The following is a 15,559-nucleotide window of genomic DNA, read 5'->3' as shown; positions in this document are numbered from 1 at the left end:
GAAAAGCGGCCTCATGGCTGCACGGCGATGGATCGCCCCATTGCCGCCGCCAATGCAGGATCGTGGGTTGCCACGATCAGGCTGTGTCCGTCAGCGTTCAGACGGTTCAATGTGCCGATAATCTGCGCCGCCGTTTCAGGGTCAAGATCCGCTGTCGGCTCGTCGGCAAGGATCAACGCCCGCCCGCTCAGGATCGCGCGGGCGATCATCAGCCGCCGCGCCTCGCCGCCCGAAACACCGCCGCCCGTCTCGCCCAGCCGTGTGCCCAACCCCTTTGGCAGACGCCGGACAACGCCCGCCGCCCGGGCCTGTTGCAGGGCGGGCCAAGGGTCTGCGCCGCTGCCCGTGGGATCAAGCCAGTCGCGCAATGGCAGATCGGAAAAATGCGGCGATTGCGGGATCAGGGTGATATGTGCGCGCCATCCATCGGCCGTGTCATCGCTCAACGGCTGACCACAAACGAGGATTTGCCCCGTCGCCAGCGGAATCAGCCCCGCGATGGCGGCAAGTGCCGTGCTTTTGCCAGCACCGCTTGGTCCGGTCAGCGCAAGTGACTCACCAGCGCGCAGGTGCAGATCGGGCAGCGCCACCCTGCGCCCCGGCAAGGCCGCAACGGCGCCTGAAAGCGTTACCATCACCGGGCCGGGCAGCGGACCCGAGCCATCGGCGCGCCCGACAAACCCCACCCGTTCGGCCCCGTCCAGCGCATCCAGATCGGCCACTACCGACAACCCGGCGGCCCGGTCATGCCAGGCGGCGGCCAGATCGCGGAAAGGTTGAAAGAATTCGGGCGCGATCAGCAACAGGAACAGCCCCTCGCCAAGGCCAAGGGGCGTGCCCCAACTGCCAAACCCGATCACCCCCAAAAGAGAAAATCCCACAAAGACCGCGACCATCGCAACACCGATGGCGCTGAACAGTTCCAGCACGGTTGACGACAGGAACGCGACGCGCAGCACCGCCATGGTGCGGATACGCAACGCCTCTGCCCGATCCGCAAAATCCGCCGCCGCCCGATCTGTCGCGCCCAACAGCCGAATGTCGAGCATGGCCGACAATCGGTCCATCAGCATCGCATTCATCGTTCCGATCTCGTCCATCTGGCGGCGCGATGCCTCTTCTGCGGCCATGCCCACAAGCGCCATGAAAACCGGAATCAGCGGCCCCGCCACCAGCAGGACCAGCCCCACCGCCCATGAATACCAGAACGCCAGCCCCAGCAGGACAAGCGGCAGCACCGAAACCCGCACCATCGCCACATGATAACGGATGATCCAGGGCTGAAGCAGCGGCAGCTTTTGCACAATCAACGCCGCAATCTCGGCCGAGCTGACCCCGGCACGGGCGCGCGCCTCGCGCCCGATCAGGGCGACACGTTCACGGGTGATCGTCCGGTCAGCCGCATCGAAAAGGTAACCACCGGCCCAATGATCAAGCCCCGCGCGGGCAATCCCGCCAAGGAAAAAGACAAGGGCGGCCATGCCCGTGCGATCAAGGTTTCCCGCCACCCAACCTGAAATGGCCCATGCCAGCGCCGCCGCCTGCACCGGCCAGATCACCCCAGAGATAACCGATATGGCGCCCGCAATGCGCAACAACCGCGACACCGGCGCAATAATGCGCATTCTGGCACGTTGCCGCGCGGTTGGTCCATGTTCTGATTGCGCGCTGTTCATCGTGATCGTCGTTTCCGTGCATCCCGGAAACACCGGATCATCTGGCCCCGTCTCTTGCAACCCACGACAACGCCGCAGCGCCGACATCAGGCGGGCGCGGATCAGCGTCGTTCAAGGGCGTTTATGAAAGGACGCTTAAACAGACACCGCCTTGAGGACAGATTCCCTGGAGATGCCGGTCTTGGCGCCGGATTTTGTGACCCGTCCGCGCCGCATGACGACAAAGCGGTCCGCCTGTTCGAAGGCGAAATCGAAATATTGTTCGACCAGCACAATCGCCATATCGCCCCGGTCCCGCAGTTGCGCAATGACCCGGCCAATCTGCTGAATGATATTGGGTTGAATTCCCTCGGTCGGTTCATCCAGCAACAGCAGTTTTGGCTTGGTGATCAAGGCGCGGGCGATCGACAGTTGCTGTTGCTGCCCGCCCGACAGATCCCCGCCGCGCCGGTTTGTCATGTCTTTCAGTACCGGAAACAGATCGTAAATCTCGTCCGGGATAAAATGTTCGGATCTTGGCAGGCAGGCAAAACCGGTTTCCAGATTTTCTTTCACGCTCAACAGGGGAAACACATCGCGCCCCTGCGGGACATAGCCAACGCCAAGCCTGGCCAGCCTGTGCGCCGGTTCCCGGCCAACGCTGTGCCCATCAATGCTGATACTGCCGCCAGAGCGTGGATGAGTGCCCGAGATCGCCTTTAGCAGGCTGGTCTTTCCAACCCCGTTGGTGCCCATTATGCAGGTCACTTTGCCCAGTTCCGCCTCTAGCGAAATGTCGTGCAATATCTGGCTGGAGCCATAGTGCAGGGACAGGTTTTCAACTTTCAGCATGGCCTAGCGCCCCAGATAAACGTCAATGACGTCTTGGTTTTTGGTTACATGATCCAGAGTGCCCTCGGCCAGAACCGAACCTTCGTGCAGCACTGTTACCCGGCAATTCAGACGGCGCACGAATTCCATGTCATGTTCCACCACGACAACGGCGCGGGTCTTTGCGGCCCGCACCAGAATGTCGGTCGTATGTTCGCGTTCTTCCGGCGTCATGCCTGCCGCCGGTTCATCCACCAACAGCAATTTGGGTTCCTGCGCCAACAGCATTCCAATCTCCAGCCATTGTTTCTGACCATGGCTCAACTCGCCGGACTTGCGGTCAAGTTCGCCGGTCAGCCCGATATCCGCCGCCAAAAGCCGCACTTTTTCAGCGTCGCTTTCACTGCGCCGATAGAACAGCACCGCCAGCGGATGGCGATCCTTCTTCAGCGCAAGAAGAAGGTTGTCGAACACCGTTTGATCCTCGAAAACGGTCGGGCGCTGAAATTTGCGCCCCACCCCTGCCTGCGCGATCCTGGCCTCGGACATCTTCAGCAGCGACATGGATTTTTCACCCCAGATGACATGGCCCTCATTCGGTTTCGTCTTGCCCGTAACGATGTCCATGAATGTGGTCTTGCCCGCACCGTTCGGCCCGATGATCGCGCGCATTTCGGCGGGGCCAATCCGAAACGACAGATTGTTGATCGCCTTGAATCCGTCGAACGAAACCGAGACGCCCGAAACCTCCAGCAACGTTTTCATCGATGTGCCTCCTGTTCCTGCAACGATCCCTTGTCGGGGCCAAGGTCCGCGCCGTGCCGGTTCGGCGACAGCCGCCCGGTCACCAGATCGACCAGCCCGCCGATGCCCTTTGGCGCGAACAGGGTGACCAGCACAAAGGACAGGCCCAGCACCACTTGCCACCAATCAACCCAGTCGATCGTATAGAATCCCAGCGGCACGGCAGGCACCTGCCCGCTGGTGAACCAGGTCGACAGCAGGCTGACAATCGCCGCGCCGATGACCGCCCCGTAAAGCCGCCCGCGCCCGCCGATCGCGACCCAGACCGCCAGGTAGATAGAGGCGATGGGCGCAACCTCGGCCGGATTGATGATGCCGGCCTGCGGATAATACAGCGCGCCCGCTATGGCGGCGATCACCGCAGTCAGAACAAAGATGAACAACTTGTAGGCCTCGACCGAATACCCAAGGAATCGCGCTCGTGCCTCGTCATCGCGGATGCCGCGGATGACACTGCCGAACTTGCCCGAAACCACCCAGGCCGCCAGCAAATAGCCCAGCCCGAGGGCCAAGGCGCTTGCCCATAGAAACCACAGCGACACAAGGGCCTGCGGCGTGTCCCCGGCGCCGGGAATGTTTTGCAACCCGGACAGGCCGTTGTTGCCGCGCAGGCCGCTATCGTTCTGGAACAGATACAGCGCCAACGCCAGGGTCATCGCCTGGGTCAGAATCGACAGGTAAACCCCGGTGACCCGGCTGCGAAACGCAAGCCAGCCAAACACCAGCGCCAACAGGCCCGGCACAAGCACCACCAGCATCAGTTGCAGGGTCAGCGAATGTGCAAACATCCAGATCGCCGGAAACTCGCTGCTGCCCACCACGCCGAATATCTGGTTGCCGATGGCGCCAACAACCTCGTTGTCGGTCGGGGGGATCGTGGCATTGGCCATGGAGGCGACGACGATATCACGGGTGCGCGCGTACATCAGCCACATGCCCATCATATATCCGCCGATTCCGAAAAAGGCGAAATGCCCCAGGCTCAGAATGCCGCAATAGCCCCAGACCAGATCCATCGCGATGGCGATCAGACACAGGCACAGGGTTTTGCCCAATGTCTTGACAAAGCTGGTTGAAATCAGCCCCGGCCCCGCCGCCTCTGACATCAGGGTCACGGTCAGTGTAAAGACGGCAAGACAGCCAAGAAAAATCAGAACCGATGGATTGCGGGCGATGAATGTGCGTTGCATGTGTCTAGTCCCCCGCCGCGCGGCCCTTGAGGGCGATGATGCCCCTTGGCCGGAACTGGATGAAAATGATGATGAATATGATCATGTAGGTTTGGGCCGCCAATGTGTTGGAGGGATTGCCCCATTCGATTCCCTTCTGAAGGAACCCGATCATTGCCGCCCCCGCCAGGGTGCCCCAGATATTGCCGACGCCGCCGACAACGACGGTCATGAAGCTTTGGACGATATAGTCGCTTCCCAGTTCTGACGTGACCTTGGCAAACAGCCCGATGGCGACCCCGGCGATCCCGGCAATGCCAGAGCCAAGCCCGAACGTGAGCATGTTCACCCGATCCGGGTTGATCCCCATACTGGCCGCCATGCGCGGGTTTTGGGTGACGGCCCGGGTTTCAAGCCCGACGCGCGTGCGTTTCATGATGAACAGAAAGACCCCGAGGAAAACCAGCGCCAGAACGAAAATCGCGATGCGGATAAAGCTGATCGACACCACGTCATTCAGTGCCCATGCCCCGTCAAGCCATGCCGGAGAGGTCAGCGGCCGGGCCTGTGTGCCAAAGACGTTCTTGGCGATCTGTTGCAGGGCAATCGAGATGCCAAAGGTCGCCAGCAGGGTTTCCAGCGGACGGTTGTAAAGGTGGCGGATCACCAGCCGCTCCATCGCGACACCGGCACCGAAGGTCACAAGGAACGCCACCGGCAGGGCGACAAGGATTGATACCGTATAATTGGGGATCACCTGTTGCACGACATAGCCTGTATAGGCACCCATCATGATGAATTCGCCATGGGCCATGTTGATCACCCCCATGACGCCAAAGGTGATGGCAAGGCCGATTGCAGCCAGAAAAAAGATCGATGCCAGCGACAGCCCGTCCAACATCAGATCAAGGGTCTGGTTGAGCGCAACATTGATGCGGATCGATTTCAGCGCCTTGACCGCCGCAGCGGTCACCACAGGCGACGGGTCGGCGTATGCGTCAAGAAACGTGTACTTTGACACCGTTTCGGCAATCGCGCTTTCGGGAATGAACGGCGGCGCGGTGCCGTCACGGGCAAGGGTTTCATAGGCGCGGATACGGGTTTCCGCCTTGTCGAGTTGGGCAATGGAAACGCCCCCGACCCGGCCATTGTCGATGTTCGCCGCCAGCGCCGCCGCAATATCCGCATCGCGCACGCGCGGCGGTTCCAACCCTTCGGCAACCAGCAGGCCATAGGCCTCGTCAAGGCCAAGGGCGTCGCTGCCCGGCGTCAGAATCCGGGCCACGTTGGTTGCCCCATCCGGCGGCCCGACCACAACAAGGCGGCGCGTTTCGACCAGGGGATTCAGGGTCGAACGCAAATCAAGCGAGATTCCGCCCGACGCCGCCTCGATCGCCGCAACACGGCGGTCGGTATCCGCATCATAGCCAATGGTCAGCAAACGCTCCAACTGCTGCTTTCTTGCCTTGATTTCCGGGTCGGCTTCGCCCGCGATCGAGGCCCGCAAAGGGGCCAGATGCCCCGCCTCGGGGTCACGCTGAATCGCCTGCAAGGCCGCAAGACGGCGCGCCCGGTCTGGATCGGACAACTGAAACTGTACCAACGCCGCCCCCATCAACGCCCGGACACCGCTGTTGGGCTTGAGATGGTCCAGATCAGAGGTTGCGAAACTGCCGATTGGTGCGTCATCAGTGAAATCGAACAGCGCGACCTGCTGATCCGCGCCTTCGGTGCCGTAAAAGAACAACCCGTCCGCCGTCCGCTGCCACATTTCCTTGGCCTGCCATTTTTGCAGAACCCGCTGCGCCTGTGGCAGCCCGCTGTTTGCCAGCGCGTCAATGGCCGGGCCAATCGTCTTGCGTGAACTTTTCTCGATCACCGCGCGGTGCTGCTGCAACACATCCTGAATGTCCCGCGCCTGAGCGGCCAGCCCCAATACGCCAAAGCACAGCGCGAAAGCCATAAGAATAAATACCCGCATCATGTCTGCCTTGCCTGTTGTGAAAGGGGGCACAGCCCCTTTCACCGGTTGCCCTGGGATCAGTAGTTCGACAGCGTCTGCACGCAGGATTTGGTTTTGGTGTTGTACATACCGCAATCCAAATTCTTCCAATCGGACTTGAGCACAGCGGATTCCGGCAGGAAGTCGGTCCAGGCATCGCCCGCCACCTCGGCCGTCTGGCTGATAATGTCGAACTGCCCATCGGCCTGGATTTCACCGATCAGAACCGGCTTGGTCAGGTGATGGTTGACCAGCATCTCAGCGGTGCCGCCGGTCAGGTTTGGCACCTTGATGCCATACATCGCCTCACGCACCGCATCGACGTCAGTGGTGCCCGCCGCTTCAACCGCCTTCACCCACATATCAAAGCCGATGACATGCGCCTCCATCGGGTCGTTGGTGACGCGATCTTCGCCCATGCGGGCCTTCCATTTGGCAATGAATTCCTTGTTCAGATCGCTTTCGGCGGACTGGAAATAATTCCATGCCGCCAGATGCCCAACAAGGTTCGAGGTATCAAGACCGCTGAGTTCTTCTTCACCGACCGAAAACGCCACCACCGGAATGTCATCCGCCGAAACGCCAGCCGCCGCCAGTTCCTTGTAAAATCCGATGTTGGCGTCGCCGTTGATGGTCGAGATCACGCCGACCTTCTTGCCGTCAGCGCCCAGTGCCACCACGTCGGCCACGATCTTGGACCAGTCGGAATGGCCAAAGGGGGTGTAGTTCACGAAAATATCGCTGTCGGGAATTCCCTTGCTGGAAAGGTAGCTGGCAAGAATATTATTGGTGGTCCGCGGATAAACATAATCCGTGCCCAGCAGGGCGAATTTCTCGACGCCCAGTTCATCCAGGAAATAATCCGTCGCCGGGATCGCCTGTTGGTTCGGGGCGGCGCCGGTGTAAAACACGTTTTTGGAGCTTTCCTCGCCCTCGTACTGCACCGGATAGAACATCAGACCGTTCAATTCCTCCAGAACCGGCAAGGCGGATTTGCGGCTGACCGAGGTCCAGGCGCCAAAGATCACATCCACGTTTTCGACGCTCAGCAGTTCACGGGTTTTTTCCGCAAACAACGGCCAGTCAGACGCCGGATCGACCACGACCGCCTCGATCTGCTGGCCCAGCAGACCGCCCTTGGCGTTCTGTTCGTCGATGAGCATGAGCATCGTGTCTTTCAGCGTGGTTTCCGAAATCGCCATCGTGCCTGACAGGGAATGCAGAATGCCAACCTTGATGGTATCGGCAGCGGCGGGCAGCGCCAGTGCGCCGGCGCTCAGGGCGACAACAGCGGTTTTTGCAAATAAGTTCATGGAGTTCCTTCCATGCAGGTCAGAACATATGGGCCTGTCTTGCCGTGCAAGACGCGATGCCATACGTTCCCCCTGCAACATCAGTGTTGCATCCGTGTGGCGGCCCGTCAGATGTCCAAGTCATCGGGTCGTCACACACCCTTTCCGTCTGTCGTGGTGCAAACAGCGTGTCAGGCACCCACAGCAATGCGGCGACGCGGCAAGAACACAACGCATCTGCAAAATTCTTGGGGGCCGTCACGGCATTTTGCCAAATATTTGGGCGAAATCCTGCAACCTGCCCGAGTTTTGAACAAACACGGCGGCTTGGACCGGAAAACCACCGGATAAACCGTGCGTCCGCCGCCTGATTGACTCATCTTCACCACGTCGCAACGACGTCCGAAGGATCACAGCATCAACGTTACCCCGACAATATCGCCCCCGCAGCCAGAGCAGGCTCAGCCCCGGGCACGCGGCACCCTGCACCTGACCTCGGTGGCAGGGCCGGGCGGCGCCTGTCTGGGGGAGTTGCACCAATCCGGTTCGTCCAAGGTGTTGTTCCCACGCCCCGCAACCCGAACAGACCTGATGGGGGTTTGTATCAACACCGCCGGGGGCATCACGGGCGGCGACCGGTTTACCATTTCCGCGCAAGCCGGGGCGAACAGCCGCCTGACCCTGACATCCCAGGCTGCCGAACGGATCTATCGCGCGAAAACCGGCGAGATCGCGACTTTGTCTAGCGATCTGACCGTGGCATCGGGCGGCAGAATCGACTGGCTGCCGCAGGAAACCATTCTTTTTGATTGCTGCGCCTTTCGACGTAACCTGTCGGTGACCATGGCAAATGACGCCACCTTTCTGGCGGTCGAGCCGCTGGTCTTTGGCCGTATCACCATGGGCGAACACCTGCGCGACATCGCCTTTACCGACAACATCCGCCTGTACCGGGACGGCGCGCTGATCTTTGCCGATGCCATCCGCCTGCACGGCGATGTGGCAACGCAGCTCGCGTCGCCGTTCACCGCGCGCAACGCCGGGGCAAGCGCCAGCGTGATCTATGCGGCGCCCGACGCGGATCTGTACCTGTCGCGCCTGCGGGCCATCCTGCCTGAAAATTGCGGTGCCGGGCTGATCCGCCCCGGCCTGCTGTTTGCGCGGCTGCTTGCCGATGACAGCTATCTGCTGCGCAAGTCCCTGATCCCGATACTGGACATCCTGCGCGGCGCCCCTTTGCCCAGAACATGGACCCTTTGACATGCAACTGACCCCTCGCGAAAAAGACAAACTGCTGATCGCAATGGCCGCCGAAGTCGCGCGCAAGCGTCTGGCCCGTGGCGTCAAGCTGAACTATCCCGAAGCAATCGCCCTGATCACCGACGCCGTGGTCGAAGGCGCGCGCGACGGACGGTCCGTTTCCCGGATGATGACCGAAGGCGCGCAAATCATCACCCGCGATCAATGCATGGACGGCATCCCCGAGATGATTCCCGAAGTGCAGGTCGAGGCCACGTTCCCGGACGGCACAAAACTTGTCACCGTTCACCAGCCCATAAGGCAAGCCCCATGATCCCCGGAGAACTGTTTCCCGCCGATGGCATGATCACCCTCAACGATCAGCGCGCGCCGACGTCGCTGATGGTGTCCAACACCGGCGACCGGCCTGTTCAGGTCGGCTCTCACTATCATTTTGCCGAAACCAACCCGGCCCTGGATTTTGACCGGCACGCGGGGCTTGGGAAACGGCTCGACATTCCTGCGGGCACGGCTGTGCGGTTCGAGCCGGGCCAGCGGCGCGAGGTACGGTTGATCCCGTTTGCGGGCGACCGCCGTATCTTTGGTTTCAACCAGCACATCATGGGAGATCTCTGATGCCCGGAAAACTCTCACGCGCCGATTATGCCGGAATGTACGGCCCCACCACCGGCGACCGCCTGCGGCTGGCCGACACCGACCTGATCATCGAAGTGGAGCGCGATCTGACCACCTACGGCGAAGAGGTGAAATTCGGCGGCGGCAAGGTGATCCGCGATGGCATGGGCCAAAGTCAGATCACCCGGGCCGCCGGGGCGGTGGACACGGTTGTTACCAATGCGCTGATCGTCGATCATTCCGGGATCTACAAGGCAGATGTTGCGCTGAAAGACGGCCGCATCCACAGGATCGGCAAAGCGGGCAACCCCGACACTCAGCCCAATGTCGACATCATCATCGGCCCCGGCACCGAAATTATCGCAGGCGAAGGGCGCATCCTGACGGCTGGCGGCTTTGATTCCCACATCCACTTTATCTGTCCGCAGCAGATCGAGGACGCCTTGCACTCCGGCGTTACGACAATGTTCGGCGGCGGCACCGGCCCCGCCCATGGCACCCTGGCCACCACATGCACCCCCGGTCCCTGGCATATCGGGCGAATGCTGCAATCGCTGGACGCTTTCCCGATGAACTTTGGCCTGTCGGGCAAGGGCAACGCCAGCCGCCCCGAGGCATTGGTGGAAATGGTCGAAGGCGGCGCTTGTGCCTTGAAACTGCACGAGGATTGGGGAACGACCCCGGCGGCGATTGATTGCTGTCTGTCCGTCGCCGATGACATGGATGTGCAGGTGATGATCCACACCGACACCCTGAATGAAAGCGGCTTTGTCGAACATACCCTGAAGGCGATGAAGGGCCGCACCATTCACGCCTTTCACACCGAAGGCGCAGGGGGCGGCCATGCCCCCGACATCATCAAGGTCTGCGGCGAACAGCACGTTCTGCCCAGTTCGACCAACCCGACGCGCCCCTTTACCGTCAACACCATCGAAGAACACCTCGATATGCTGATGGTCTGCCACCATCTGGATAAATCCATCCCCGAGGACGTTGCCTTTGCCGAATCCCGCATCCGCCGCGAAACCATCGCAGCCGAGGATATTCTGCACGACATGGGCGCATTTTCAATCATCGCATCGGACAGTCAGGCCATGGGGCGGGTTGGCGAAGTGTTGATCCGCACCTGGCAGACCGCTGACAAGATGAAAAAGCAGCGCGGGCGACTGGCCGAGGAAACGGGCAACAACGACAACTTTCGCGTCCGCCGCTATATTGCGAAATACACCATCAACCCGGCCATCGCTCAGGGGGTTTCGGCCCATGTCGGCAGTATCGAGGTGGGCAAACGCGCCGATCTGGTGCTGTGGCACCCGGCATTCTTTGGGGTGAAGCCGGAAATGGTGCTGATGGCCGGCACCATCGTCTGTGCCCAGATGGGCGATCCGAATGCCTCCATTCCGACCCCGCAACCTGTCTATTCGCGGCCCATGTTCGGTGGCTTTGGCCGGTCGGTTGAACATTGCGCCGTGCTGTTTGTTTCTGGCGCCGCACAGGCGGCGGGGGTCGGTGGCCGGCTGGGGTTGGCCAAACAGACCGTTCCTGTCGAAAACACCCGAAATATCGGCAAGCGCGATCTTGTGCTGAACGACGCCACCCCGAAAATTGACGTAAACCCCGAAACCTACGAGGTTCGCGCCGATGGTGAATTGCTGACCTGCGCGCCCGCCGAAGTGCTGCCCATGGCGCAGCGCTATTTCCTGTATTGAGGTCCGTGATGATTTTACAAACCTGTCAGACGATCCGAATGTCCGGTTCCTGGAGCGGCGCCTTTGATCATTGTATGCTGGGGTATGACGACCGCTTTTTGCGGCGCAAGCGGCTGGAAACCAGCAACGGACAGCCCTTTGTTGTCGATCTAGCGCACACCACATCGCTGAACCACGGCGATGCCTTTGAACTTGCCGATGGTCGCCTGATCGAAATCCGCGCCGCCGCCGAGGAACTTCTGGAGGTGACGGGCGGCGATCTTGTCCGTCTTGCCTGGCACATCGGCAACCGCCATACGCCGTGCCAGATCGAAACCACCCGGCTGCTGATTCAGCGTGATCATGTGATCCGCGATATGCTGCTCAGGATCGGCGCCAACGTCCGCGAAGTGGTCAAACCCTTTACCCCCGAAGGCGGCGCCTATGGCCACGGGCGCACCCATTCCCATGGCCCTGCCCATGATCATTGACGATCTGACAGAGGGCGATCTTCTGACCCTGGCGCAATGGTTTTCGCCCGGCTTTCCGGTCGGGGCGTTCAGCTATAGTCATGGGCTGGAATGGGCGGTGCAATCGGGCGAAGTGTGTAACGTTGACGGTTTTCGACACTGGCTGACAGATGTGATCCGGCATGGCGCCGGGCGCAATGATCTGATCCTGATGGGGCAGGCCTATCACGCGCAATCGACGTGCCACCTGACAAAGATCGACGCCCTGGCGCGCGCCCTGTCCCCCACATCGGAACGCCTGCTGGAAATCAGCGAACAAGGCGCGGCATTTGCTCGGATTGCCTCGGATATCTGGGGGTTGGCATTGCCGGAGTTGACCTATCCGGTTGCCGTTGGTGCCGCTGCGAAATTGCGCCGCATCCCGCAGGCCCCAACGGCGCGGCTGTATCTTCAGGCATTCGCGGGCAACCTGACCTCGGCGGCGATCCGTCTTGTCCCGCTTGGCCAGACAGACGGCCACAGATGCCTTGCCGCCCTGGCACCACTGATCAACCGGACCGTCCGATCGGCGATGCGCCAGAACATGAACGATCTCGGATCGGCGACCTTTGCGGTCGACATCGCCTCCATGCGCCATGAAACCCAATATTCAAGGATGTTCCGCTCATGACTTCGCCAAACGGCCCCTTGCGCGTCGGAATCGGTGGCCCTGTGGGGGCTGGCAAGACAACGCTGACCGCCGCACTGTGCCGACAGATGCGCGACCATTTTTCCGTCGGCGCCATCACCAATGACATCTACACCCGCGAAGATGCCGAAGCCCTGCTGCGGATGCAGGCCTTGCCGGGGGACCGGATCATCGGCGTTGAAACCGGCGGCTGCCCGCATACGGCAATCCGCGAGGATGCCTCGATCAATCTCGCCGCCGTGGCCGAAATGACAAGGCGGCACCCCGATCTGGACATCGTTTTCATCGAATCCGGTGGCGACAACCTGTCCGCCACATTCAGCCCCGAATTGGCCGATCTCACGCTCTACGTCATCGACGTTGCCGCCGGCGAGGAAATCCCGCGCAAAGGCGGGCCGGCAATCACGAAATCGGACCTGTTGATCATCAACAAGACCGATCTGGCGCCCCATGTGGGCGCCTCATTGGACATCATGCAGCGCGACAGCCGGAAAATGCGTGGGGTGCGCCCTTTCGTATTTGCATGCCTGCGATCTGAACAAGGGGTTCAGGCGATCATTCAGCACATCGTGAAAATTGGCGGACTTGCCGGTTCGGTGGCCTGAGCCGGCGCTGTCGGGCTCAGGTCGCATATGGCGCGCCTTCTTCGTCAAGAATCGCCTTTAATTCTGCGAGGTGCCGAATGTCCTGTTCTGGGTATTGCTCCAGTTCACGCGCGGTTTTCTCGGCGATGTCATCGGGCAGGATGCGCAGGGCGCGGCCGGTTTGCAGGGCACGGATATAGGTTTCGGCGGCACGTTCGAAATAATAAAGCCGGTTAAAGGTTTCCGCCACCGTCGCGCCAATAACCATGACACCGTGGTTGCCCATGACCATCACCTTTTTCCTGGGATCGTCAAACAGGTGGGCGCAACGGATGCCCTCGTCCTCGAACGCCAGCCCGCCATAGTTATTGTCAATCACCACCCGGTTGAAGAAGGTCGCACAATTCTGGTCGATGGGCGGCAGGGTGCTGTCGGCCAAAGCGGCCAGAACCGTGGCGTGAATTGAATGAACATGCATGGCACAGCGCGCATGGGGACAGTGACGATGCAGCCCGCCATGCAACCCCCAGGCCGTTGGATCGGGGGCGTCCGGGCCGTTCAGGGCATCGGGATCATTGGCATCAACCAGAATCAGATCAGAGGCACGAATGCGGGAAAAATGCATCTGGTTCGGGTTCATCAGGAATTGGGTTCCGCTATCATTGATCGCCAGGGAAAAATGATTGGCCACCGCCTCGTGCATGTTCAGGCGGGCGGTCCAGCGAAAAGCGGCGGCCATATCTACCCGTTCGGGCCAGTGATTCATGTTCGGGCGCAGGGTGGTGGTCATGTCGGTGCTCCTTGTTTCGGGCCAAACACAGCACAAGTGCCCCCCGCTGTCACGGGGCTGTCATGGCGGTGTCATGCCCGGATGGGACAAGCACCCATCGCACCGCTTGCCCGGGTGGGGCTATTTGGGATAGGCAATGCTATTCCCGCATAAGGGGAACCCCAATGAGAAAGGATGCGCCATGTACGCCCCCACACAAAATCTGCCCATCGTCACGCCCACCGTGCAGCCCCACGAAACATTCACCGATCCCAAGGCCGCCGTCGCGCGGTTGCAAGAATTATACGATCAATCCTGTCAATTTCTGGGCCAGCATTTTCTGGCTGCGATTTCCGGCGACGCGCCAACATCGCGGTATCGCGCCTTCTATCCCGAAATCCGCTTTACCACCACAAGCTTTGCCGCAGTGGACAGCCGGTTGAGTTTTGGCCATGTGGCGACACCCGGCACCTATTCCACCACCATCACCCGGCCGGATCTGTTTGCCAGCTATCTGCAACAACAAATCGCCCTGTTGGTCGAAAACCACGGGGTAGGCGTGCAGATCGGCCCGTCGACCACGCCAATTCCGGTGCATTTCGCCATGGCGGGCGATGGAACAGTGTCCATGCCCCACGACGGAACGATGGAATTCACCCTGCGCGATGTGTTCGATGTCCCCGATCTGGCAACGACAAACGATGATATCGTCAACGGATTCGGGTTTACCTATCCCGATGGGGCCGCGCCCCTTGCCCCGTTTACCGCCCAGCGGATTGATTACTCGTTGGCGCGGCTGTCCCATTATACCGCCACCAACCCAAGCCATTTCCAGAACCACGTCCTGTTCACCAACTATCAGTTCTATATCGAAGAGTTCGAAACCTACGCCCGCGCCGTGCTGGCCGATCCCGACAGTGGATATGTCAGCTTTGTCGGCCCCGGCAATCTTGAGATCACCGAACCCGACGCGCCAATGCCGATCCCGGCCAAGCTGCCGCAGATGCCCTCGTATCACCTCAAGCGGGCCAATGGGGGGCATTACGCTGGTCAATATCGGGGTGGGGCCAAGTAACGCCAAAACCGCGACCGACCACATCGCGGTGCTGCGCCCCCATGCCTGGATCATGGTGGGCCATTGCGCCGGGCTGCGCAATTCCCAGCGGCTGGGCGATTTTGTGCTGGCCCATGCCTATCTGCGCGAAGACAAGGTGCTGGATGACGATCTGCCGGTCTGGGTGCCGGTTCCGGCCCTTGCCGAAATCCAGATCGCGCTGGAAGATGCCGTGGCCAGGGTCACCGCGCTCGAAGGGTTCGATCTCAAACGTATCATGCGCACCGGCACTGTCGCCAGCCTGGACAACCGCAACTGGGAATTGCGCGATCAGTCGGGCCCCGTGCAACGCCTGAGCCAGTCGCGCGCCGTGGCACTGGATATGGAAAGCGCCACGATCGCGGCCAACGGTTTTCGGTTCCGTGTGCCCTATGGCACCCTGCTGTGCGTGTCCGACAAACCGCTCCATGGCGAATTGAAACTGCCCGGTATGGCATCGGATTTCTATCGCACCCAGGTCGCACGCCACCTTCTGATCGGGATAAGGGCCATGGAATCCCTGAACGGAATGCCGCTGGACCGCATCCATTCCCGCAAGTTGCGGTCGTTTGAAGAAACCGCCTTCCTGTAATGCGCAAAAACCGACGCAAAGCGCATGTTTTATTGGGAAAAGGCACC

At 60.7% G+C, this 15,559-nt stretch carries 14 protein-coding genes and 1 pseudogene; 8 read left to right on the top strand and 7 right to left on the bottom strand.

The window, feature by feature from the left end; all coding sequences use genetic code 11:
- Positions 1 to 11: 11 nt before the first annotated feature.
- The 6 genes from AC0L7P_RS04090 to urtA all read right to left on the bottom strand — a co-directional run bounded on the left by AC0L7P_RS04090 (position 12) and on the right by urtA (position 7,774).
- The gene (locus AC0L7P_RS04090) at positions 12 to 1,625 is read right to left on the bottom strand and encodes an ABC transporter ATP-binding protein/permease (RefSeq protein ID WP_473434611.1); all 1,614 of its coding nucleotides are present in this window, start codon (positions 1,623 to 1,625) and stop codon (positions 12 to 14) included.
- 186 nt (positions 1,626 to 1,811) lie between these two features.
- Positions 1,812 to 2,507 (bottom strand): urea ABC transporter ATP-binding subunit UrtE, encoded by a 696-nt coding sequence (gene urtE / locus AC0L7P_RS04085; RefSeq protein ID WP_473434610.1) that lies wholly within the window; start codon positions 2,505 to 2,507, stop codon positions 1,812 to 1,814.
- A gap of 3 nt (positions 2,508 to 2,510) precedes the next feature.
- Positions 2,511 to 3,251, bottom strand: a complete 741-nt coding sequence (gene urtD, locus AC0L7P_RS04080) for an urea ABC transporter ATP-binding protein UrtD (protein WP_473434609.1) — start codon at positions 3,249 to 3,251, stop codon at positions 2,511 to 2,513.
- The gene (gene urtC / locus AC0L7P_RS04075) at positions 3,248 to 4,480 is read right to left on the bottom strand and encodes an urea ABC transporter permease subunit UrtC (RefSeq protein WP_473434608.1); all 1,233 of its coding nucleotides are present in this window, start codon (positions 4,478 to 4,480) and stop codon (positions 3,248 to 3,250) included. The genes urtD and urtC overlap by 4 nt, the downstream gene beginning before the upstream one ends.
- 4 nt (positions 4,481 to 4,484) lie before the next feature.
- A complete protein-coding gene (gene urtB, locus AC0L7P_RS04070; RefSeq protein ID WP_473434607.1) occupies positions 4,485 to 6,443 on the bottom strand; it encodes an urea ABC transporter permease subunit UrtB in 1,959 nt (652 codons plus the stop codon).
- A 56-nt stretch (positions 6,444 to 6,499) separates the two neighbouring features.
- Positions 6,500 to 7,774 carry an urea ABC transporter substrate-binding protein gene (gene urtA, locus AC0L7P_RS04065; RefSeq protein WP_473434606.1) on the bottom strand — a complete coding sequence of 425 codons (1,275 nt, stop codon included), beginning with the start codon at positions 7,772 to 7,774 and terminating at the stop codon, positions 6,500 to 6,502.
- A gap of 570 nt (positions 7,775 to 8,344) precedes the next feature.
- Here urtA and AC0L7P_RS04060 point away from each other — a divergent pair.
- Genes AC0L7P_RS04060 through ureG form a run of 7 tightly spaced genes read left to right on the top strand, consistent with a single transcriptional unit; the run spans position 8,345 to position 13,079 of the window.
- The gene (locus AC0L7P_RS04060; RefSeq protein WP_473434605.1) at positions 8,345 to 9,013 is read left to right on the top strand and encodes an urease accessory protein UreD; all 669 of its coding nucleotides are present in this window, start codon (positions 8,345 to 8,347) and stop codon (positions 9,011 to 9,013) included.
- 1 nt (position 9,014) lies between these two features.
- On the top strand, positions 9,015 to 9,326 hold the full coding sequence (locus tag AC0L7P_RS04055) for an urease subunit gamma (protein ID WP_473434604.1): 312 nt from the start codon (positions 9,015 to 9,017) through the stop codon (positions 9,324 to 9,326).
- Positions 9,323 to 9,628 carry an urease subunit beta gene (locus tag AC0L7P_RS04050; RefSeq protein WP_473434603.1) on the top strand — a complete coding sequence of 102 codons (306 nt, stop codon included), beginning with the start codon at positions 9,323 to 9,325 and terminating at the stop codon, positions 9,626 to 9,628. Before AC0L7P_RS04055 ends, AC0L7P_RS04050 begins: the two co-directional genes overlap by 4 nt.
- Positions 9,628 to 11,337: an urease subunit alpha gene (gene ureC, locus AC0L7P_RS04045; RefSeq protein WP_473434602.1), complete on the top strand. Its 1,710-nt coding sequence runs from the start codon at positions 9,628 to 9,630 to the stop codon at positions 11,335 to 11,337. Before AC0L7P_RS04050 ends, ureC begins: the two co-directional genes overlap by 1 nt.
- A gap of 8 nt (positions 11,338 to 11,345) precedes the next feature.
- Positions 11,346 to 11,807: an urease accessory protein UreE gene (locus AC0L7P_RS04040; protein ID WP_473434601.1), complete on the top strand. Its 462-nt coding sequence runs from the start codon at positions 11,346 to 11,348 to the stop codon at positions 11,805 to 11,807.
- A complete protein-coding gene (locus AC0L7P_RS04035) occupies positions 11,761 to 12,456 on the top strand; it encodes an urease accessory protein UreF (protein WP_473434600.1) in 696 nt (231 codons plus the stop codon). Before AC0L7P_RS04040 ends, AC0L7P_RS04035 begins: the two co-directional genes overlap by 47 nt.
- Positions 12,453 to 13,079, top strand: coding sequence for an urease accessory protein UreG (gene ureG / locus AC0L7P_RS04030; RefSeq protein ID WP_473434599.1), 627 nt, complete (start codon positions 12,453 to 12,455; stop codon positions 13,077 to 13,079). Before AC0L7P_RS04035 ends, ureG begins: the two co-directional genes overlap by 4 nt.
- A gap of 16 nt (positions 13,080 to 13,095) precedes the next feature.
- Here the strand turns inward: ureG and AC0L7P_RS04025 are convergent, their stop codons facing one another.
- A complete protein-coding gene (locus AC0L7P_RS04025; protein WP_473434598.1) occupies positions 13,096 to 13,848 on the bottom strand; it encodes a class II aldolase and adducin N-terminal domain-containing protein in 753 nt (250 codons plus the stop codon).
- Between the two features lie 181 nt (positions 13,849 to 14,029).
- Between AC0L7P_RS04025 and AC0L7P_RS04020 the strand changes: the two are divergent.
- Positions 14,030 to 15,512: pseudogene (locus AC0L7P_RS04020) on the top strand (AMP nucleosidase).
- The last annotated feature ends 47 nt before the right edge of the window (positions 15,513 to 15,559 follow it).

Source organism: Oceaniglobus sp. K40-3 (genome assembly GCF_055808395.1).
The sequence above is the reverse complement of the archived record's forward strand: the minus strand, read 5'-3'. Positions and strand labels throughout refer to the sequence as shown.

What these genes read in the sequence shown, in the direction of transcription:
- AC0L7P_RS04035 (WP_473434600.1), top strand. Translation starts at nt 11,761, where the DNA reads ATGGCCACGGGCGCACCCATTCCCATGGCCCTGCCCATGATCATTGAC.
- urtA (WP_473434606.1), bottom strand. Translation starts at nt 7,774, where the DNA reads ATGAACTTATTTGCAAAAACCGCTGTTGTCGCCCTGAGCGCCGGCGCA.
- urtD (WP_473434609.1), bottom strand. Translation starts at nt 3,251, where the DNA reads ATGAAAACGTTGCTGGAGGTTTCGGGCGTCTCGGTTTCGTTCGACGGA.
- AC0L7P_RS04025 (WP_473434598.1), bottom strand. Translation starts at nt 13,848, where the DNA reads ATGACCACCACCCTGCGCCCGAACATGAATCACTGGCCCGAACGGGTA.
- AC0L7P_RS04055 (WP_473434604.1), top strand. Translation starts at nt 9,015, where the DNA reads ATGCAACTGACCCCTCGCGAAAAAGACAAACTGCTGATCGCAATGGCC.
- ureG (WP_473434599.1), top strand. Translation starts at nt 12,453, where the DNA reads ATGACTTCGCCAAACGGCCCCTTGCGCGTCGGAATCGGTGGCCCTGTG.
- ureC (WP_473434602.1), top strand. Translation starts at nt 9,628, where the DNA reads ATGCCCGGAAAACTCTCACGCGCCGATTATGCCGGAATGTACGGCCCC.
- urtB (WP_473434607.1), bottom strand. Translation starts at nt 6,443, where the DNA reads ATGATGCGGGTATTTATTCTTATGGCTTTCGCGCTGTGCTTTGGCGTA.
- AC0L7P_RS04050 (WP_473434603.1), top strand. Translation starts at nt 9,323, where the DNA reads ATGATCCCCGGAGAACTGTTTCCCGCCGATGGCATGATCACCCTCAAC.
- AC0L7P_RS04060 (WP_473434605.1), top strand. Translation starts at nt 8,345, where the DNA reads ATGGGGGTTTGTATCAACACCGCCGGGGGCATCACGGGCGGCGACCGG.
- urtE (WP_473434610.1), bottom strand. Translation starts at nt 2,507, where the DNA reads ATGCTGAAAGTTGAAAACCTGTCCCTGCACTATGGCTCCAGCCAGATA.
- AC0L7P_RS04090 (WP_473434611.1), bottom strand. Translation starts at nt 1,625, where the DNA reads ATGCGCATTATTGCGCCGGTGTCGCGGTTGTTGCGCATTGCGGGCGCC.
- urtC (WP_473434608.1), bottom strand. Translation starts at nt 4,480, where the DNA reads ATGCAACGCACATTCATCGCCCGCAATCCATCGGTTCTGATTTTTCTT.
- AC0L7P_RS04040 (WP_473434601.1), top strand. Translation starts at nt 11,346, where the DNA reads ATGATTTTACAAACCTGTCAGACGATCCGAATGTCCGGTTCCTGGAGC.